Genomic DNA, 5917 nt, shown 5'->3' on the forward strand with positions numbered 1-5917 from the left:
TCCAGATAAAACAGTATTGAGTCCATCATACCAGATGGACTCTTTTTTTACTGTCTACCTAAAGGGGATAATACCAGAGATAAAGGGGAAGCGAATTTTTATTATGATTGCAGTGTTGTTTATTGCGATTTATATCGTTTTACGAAAAAGAAAGTATGAGTACTTTTACGATGGTATTAGTGAGTATGAAAATCGTTATAGAGGGAACGTTCCTTTTTTATTGCTTATTGTAGGTTTGTTTCAACATTGTAGGCAGAATGAGATGAGTTTTTCTCATATGCTTCAGTACGTGAAAGAGAAGTTAGTGGAGTAGGTGAGGATATGGCGTGGATGATTAGTGAGTTTGCAAGTGTTGGGGATGTTACGGTGCGGACGCTTCGTTATTATGACAAGATTAATTTATTAAAGCCAAGCAATTATACTGAGGGAGGTCATCGGTTATATACAAAAGATGATTTGTATGTGCTACAGCAAATTCAATCATTTAAGCATCTCGGTTTTTCGCTTGGAGAAATTCAAAATATTATATTGCAGCGTGATATAGAGACGGAAGAATTTTTAAGACAAATGCATTTTCAAAGGGAATTGCTTTTGGCAGAGCAAGAAAGAATTGCGAAGGTGCTTTCGCATATAGATGAGATGACGAAGAAGTTTCAAAAGGAAGAACGAGTGGATGTTGCTTTGTTTTCTTCGTTTCTACAAACTTTTATATGGGAGAAAGAAAATAAAGAATGGCTAGAGGAACACTTTTCAAAGGAGAGTGTTCAAGCGTTTTATAAAAATAAGGAACTGAAAGAAGAGTTTGATCGGCGTTTTATGGATGTGATAGGAAAGTTGAAAAAGCATAAGGAAGAAGAGAAGGATCCGGGTCATGATGAAGTTCAAGTTACTTTGAAGGAATTTTTCAATTTAATAGAAGAGGTAACGAACTATTTTGATACACCTCAAAGTGATATAGAGGATATAATCCAAAAATCCAACCTCCCATTATCCGAATTCCCAGCTCTCTTCACAACCGAAGAAGAAAACTATATAAAAGAAGCAATGCAGCAGTTTAACAACTAGTTAAACTGCTTTTCCATTATAATAGAAGAAAAACCAAACGGAGGAAAACCACATGCCAACTTACAACAAACTAATCCGAAACAAAATCCCACAAATAATAAAAACCAACGGAAAAACACCCACAACAAGAATCCTATCCGAAGACGAATACATAAAAGAAATCTGCAAAAAAACGGAAGAAGAACTAACCGAATACCTAGAAGCAACAGCAAAAGAACATAAACTCGAAGAACTATCCGACCTACTAGAACTAATAAATGCCCTAGCCGAACACGAAGGCACAACGCTAGAAGAAATCAACGACATCCGTAAAAAGAAAGCAAAAGAAAGAGGCGACTTCTCAGATCGAGTCTTCCTAATCGAAGTAACCGATAATAGCCCCCCCTAAGCCCCTTACAAGCCCCTACCAAGTAATAAATCACTAAGAAAAAACATAACAAAATAAAAACACCAACAAACACCGTAGTAGGAGTCGAAAAAATTTTTGAAATAACACGCCAAAAACCCGGCCCTCCTTCCTATATATAGTACAAAGAGGAAATTTTCATTTTTGAATGAAGACGGGAGGAATTAGGATGGCGGTGTATCGTACTGTGCAGGTGAATTTTTGGCAGGATGATTTTGTTTTGGATTTGACGCCGGAGGAGCGGTATTTTTACGTTTACTTATTAACTTGTTCGAAGACGACGCAGTGTGGGATTTTTCCTTTTCCGAAGCGGTTAGCGGAGATGGAGACGGGTTATAATCGGGAGACTGTTGATAAGCTTGTGCAGCGCTTCATTGATTATGGGAAGATTCTTTATGATGCGGAGACGCGGGAGTTGTTCGTTTTGAATTGGCTTCGTTATAATCCTGTGACGAATACGAATGTGGAGAAGTGTGTGCTTCGTGAGCTTAAGGGTGTGAAGAATAAGGAGTTTGTACATATGTTTCTTCAGAAGTGCGTGGAGGAGGAGCTGAATGTTCCGATGCTTTTAGCGCATTTCGGTATGCCGAGTGATTTAGCTGTGGATGATGTTGAGCCAGTTTGTGAGGAGGCCGAGGAAGAAGAGGTTATAGAGGAAGAAACGGGAAGTCGTGTGTTTTCCTTTTATGAGCAGCATTTCGGTAGTTTGTCCCCTCATACTGTAGAGGAACTGAGTGCGTGGATGGAAGATTTGTCAGAGGAGCTTGTGCTGAAGGCCCTTCAAATTGCGTTTGAGAATAATAAGCGGACGGTTGCTTATGTGAAGGGGATTTTGCGGGGGTGGCACGGGAAAGGGTTTACGAAAGTGTGTGAGGTTGAGGCGGATACGGCGAGCTTTAGGAAGAAGGATTCGTCTGTTAGTACGGGGGAGACGGAGGAGTTTTTGGCGAGGTGTGAGGAGTGGGAGAAGAATGCGCCGTCTGAGGAAGAGTTGCAGCGCTTTTTAGCGGAGCGCGGGTGGCGTCCATGAGTATTCAAAATGTGGAGGCGGAAAAGACGGTATTAGGTTCTCTATTACTTGATGGAGAGCTTATTAAGGAGTGCCGTTTGACGGAGCAGTATTTTTCGATGCCGGTGCATAAGTCTATATTTCAGTTAATGCGAAAGATGGAAGAAGAGGGGCAACCGATTGACCTTGTGACTTTTACTTCTAGGGTGGATCCGAATTTTTTGAAGGGGATCGGGGGAATGGAGTATTTTATAGGGTTAATGGATGGTGTGCCTACTACTAGCAACTTCTCGTATTATGAGGGGCTTGTTCGAGGTGCCTGGAAAATGTATCAGGCGGGTGTTCTTGGGCACAAGATGGGAGAGCGTCTTATTGCGGAGAAGAGTGAGAAGATTATTGGTGAGACGATTACGGCACTTTGTGAGTTAGAGGAAAAGGACTGTGTATGTGAGTTTGATTTGAAGGATGCGTTAGTTGATTTATATGAAGAGCTGCATCAAGATGCGAAAGAGATTACGGGTATTGAGACTGGTTATACATCGCTAAATAAAATGACGTGCGGATTGCAGGAGGGTGATTTTGTCGTTCTTGGTGCACGGCCTTCTATGGGGAAGACTGCGTTTGCGTTAAATGTTGGGCTGCATGCAGCGAAGTCTGGAGCGGCAGTTGGATTGTTTTCGTTAGAGATGAGTAGTAAGCAATTGTTAAAAAGGATGGCTTCTTGCGTAGGTGAAGTGTCAGGAGGCAGACTGAAAAATCCGAAGCACCGTTTTGCAATGGAAGACTGGGAAAGGGTGAGTAAGGCGTTTGCGGAGATTGGTGAGTTGCCACTTGAGATTTACGACAACGCAGGGGTTATGGTGCAAGATATTTGGATGCAAACGCGTAAGTTAAAGAGGAAGCATGGGGATAAAAAGATTTTAATTATTGTAGATTACTTGCAGCTTATTACGGGCGATCCGAAGCATAAGGGCAATCGATTTCAAGAGATTAGTGAGATTTCTCGTAAGCTTAAGTTATTAGCGCGGGAATTAAATGTTTGTGTAGTAGCATTATCTCAATTATCTCGTTCTGTAGAGTCGCGTCAAGATAAGCGCCCTCTTTTATCTGACTTAAGAGAGACAGGCCAAATTGAGCAAGATGCGGATGTCATTATGCTTATGTATCGCGAAGATTATTACGATAAGGAAACGATGCAGAAAGAGATGACAGAGATTCATGTGGCGAAGCATCGGAATGGGCCTGTGGGGAGTTTTAAGTTGAGATTTTTGAAGGAGTTTGGGCGGTTTGTGGAGGGGAAATAGTGAAAAGACTTGAGTATTACTTTGCATATAAAATAAAGCATAAGTTTTCCATTGTATTCACTTATGCTTTATTTTTTGAATATGTTTCTTATTTCTCCATAAAGAAAGCTCTTCTCTCTGCAGTAATCCATTGCTCCAAGTCATCTTGGCTACGTCGGACAAGTCGATTTACTAAAACATCATGCCATACATAATCCTCTAATAAGTATATATGAACGGGGTCATCTGTATAAAAAGCAATATTACGCTCTTCAAGTGATGGGCCATAAATCATTTCTTTAGAATCTATTGATAAAATAAACCAATGTTCTGTAGAGAGGGTTTCTGTATAAGGTGTGATACGATGAGCTTCTAGATTTTTAATGGGATTTTCAACATGTAAGGTAATACCTTGTACTGAAACTTTATCAGCTACCTCAGCTAGATCCTCTTTTAACGCTTCATACATCTCATCCCACATCGAAATGACAATACGTTTTTCGGCTTTTTTTATTAATGTTTGACAATAGCTAATGATTGTTTGATTGTCTTTTAAAGTAATGACTCGATTATCCGTTTTTTCTTCGGAAGTTTCTAGTTTCTTTAATGAATCACTTATTCCTTCGTAAGTAGACTGCCATTCTGATTGCGCCTTCTGTAAAAAAATTTCAACAGGTAGAGGTGAATAGCGGGTGGTGTCATTTATTTCTTCTTTCATGACAATTCCTTTTTCTACAAGGTTACCTAAAATCTCATAAATTCGCGCTCTTGGGACACCCGAATCTTTACTCACTTGATAGGCTGTGACAGGCCCTTGTTTCACAAGAGATACATAAGATTTAGCTTCATATTCATTAAAACCAATTTTTTTAAGCTGTTGCACTATGTAGTCCACTTTTTTTCCTCCGATGTTTGCTTTTATCCCGCTTTAACGGGCAGTAAGACCCCCACCTCAAAATTCAGCGGAAGCAAAGAAGTTAGGTGGGGATTAACTGTCCGTAAAAGCCCGATTGGTTCAACTAATAATCAGTGGGGATGAACAAACCCCCCCACTGATTAAAGTTTCACTTTATATTTCAACGTTACAATAACTCTTTACATTTAGCAAATTGGTAGTTACTATTACAATAGTGACTAAAGGGGAGGCTACTAATATGGATTTTTATTTAGACCCATCAGTATTAATTATTTTGATTGTTTTTGGGTTTGTAGCTGCATTTATTGATTCAGTTGTAGGTGGTGGTGGATTGATCGCCTTACCAGCTTTATTATTTACAGGATTGAATCCAGCAAGTGCAGTAGCCACGAATAAATTAGCATCAACAATGGGAAGTGCCACTAGTAATATTGTGTTTTATCGTTCTGGTAATCTTGATTTGAAATCGGCGTTTAAATTATTTCCAATCACTTTCATAGGCTCCATAGTAGGGGCATGGACCGTTCATTTAATGAATCCAGAAGTATTGAAGCCATTGATGTTGATCATGCTTGGTGTGGTCGCTATTTATACGATATTCAAAAAGGATTGGGGAAGTATTTCCACTCATAAAAAATTGTCTGGTCGACACGTCATTATTTTTACCTTTTTTATTTTTGCTATTGGTTTTTATGATGGATTTCTAGGTCCTGGAACAGGTTCATTTTTAATGTTTTCTCTTTTATTTATTGGGTATGATTTTTTAAAAGCAGCAGGTACAGCGAAGTTTCTTAATTTAGGAAGTAACGTTGGTGCATTGTTCATGTTTATGTATGTAGGGCAAGTAAACTATGCGTATGGATTCATAATGGGAATTGCTCAAATTGCTGGAGGAATCGCCGGCTCCAAGTTTGCTATAAAAAAAGGAAGCGGGTATGTTCGTGCTCTTTTCATTACAGTAACTTGTTTGTTGTTAGCGAAAAATTTGTATGACTATATTCAGTAAGTAATTAAAGGACGTAGAAAAGTTCAAATATGTAGATTACATAAAATATAAGAAGATATTAGGAGGGAATTCCTTTTAACATTTTTCGTTTGAACGTTGTAGCCATCATATAGCTATAACGTTTCATGTTTTTAAAACAAGAAATATTTTATTGAAAACTGCTGTAACCCCTGGTACATATAGGTTGTTGTAAGTTTTAAAGTGAAAGTTGTAGCCATCATATAGCTATAAC

7 protein-coding genes are annotated in these 5917 nt (G+C 39.0%); 6 read left to right on the forward strand and 1 reads right to left on the reverse strand.

The features are described 5' to 3' along the window. Positions 1-34: 34 nt before the first annotated feature. The 5 genes from PDQ68_RS28140 to dnaB all read left to right on the forward strand — a co-directional run bounded on the left by PDQ68_RS28140 (position 35) and on the right by dnaB (position 3784). Positions 35-313, forward strand: coding sequence for a hypothetical protein (locus PDQ68_RS28140; RefSeq protein WP_061182582.1), 279 nt, complete (start codon positions 35-37; stop codon positions 311-313). Positions 314-321: 8 nt separating this feature from the next. Further along, positions 322-1065: a MerR family transcriptional regulator gene (locus PDQ68_RS28145; RefSeq protein WP_061182581.1), complete on the forward strand. Its 744-nt coding sequence runs from the start codon at positions 322-324 to the stop codon at positions 1063-1065. 52 nt (positions 1066-1117) lie between these two features. Next, positions 1118-1453: a nucleoside triphosphate pyrophosphohydrolase gene (locus PDQ68_RS28150; protein ID WP_061182580.1), complete on the forward strand. Its 336-nt coding sequence runs from the start codon at positions 1118-1120 to the stop codon at positions 1451-1453. 187 nt (positions 1454-1640) lie between these two features. Next, complete coding sequence (locus PDQ68_RS28155; RefSeq protein ID WP_061182579.1) at positions 1641-2501, forward strand: DnaD domain-containing protein; 861 nt, start codon at positions 1641-1643, stop codon at positions 2499-2501. Next, complete coding sequence (gene dnaB, locus PDQ68_RS28160) at positions 2498-3784, forward strand: replicative DNA helicase (protein WP_061182578.1); 1287 nt, start codon at positions 2498-2500, stop codon at positions 3782-3784. Before PDQ68_RS28155 ends, dnaB begins: the two co-directional genes overlap by 4 nt. Positions 3785-3872: 88 nt before the next feature. On the opposite strand, the gene PDQ68_RS28165 is transcribed toward dnaB, so the two are convergent. Continuing rightward, the gene (locus PDQ68_RS28165; protein ID WP_061182577.1) at positions 3873-4658 is read right to left on the reverse strand and encodes a TrmB family transcriptional regulator; all 786 of its coding nucleotides are present in this window, start codon (positions 4656-4658) and stop codon (positions 3873-3875) included. A gap of 259 nt (positions 4659-4917) precedes the next feature. Here PDQ68_RS28165 and PDQ68_RS28170 point away from each other — a divergent pair, with 259 nt between their 5' ends. Further along, positions 4918-5685: a TSUP family transporter gene (locus PDQ68_RS28170; RefSeq protein WP_061182576.1), complete on the forward strand. Its 768-nt coding sequence runs from the start codon at positions 4918-4920 to the stop codon at positions 5683-5685. Positions 5686-5917 lie beyond the last annotated feature (232 nt).

This window comes from Bacillus cereus group sp. Bc010 (genome assembly GCF_027716745.1).
Lineage (GTDB): Bacteria > Bacillota > Bacilli > Bacillales > Bacillaceae_G > Bacillus_A > Bacillus_A pacificus.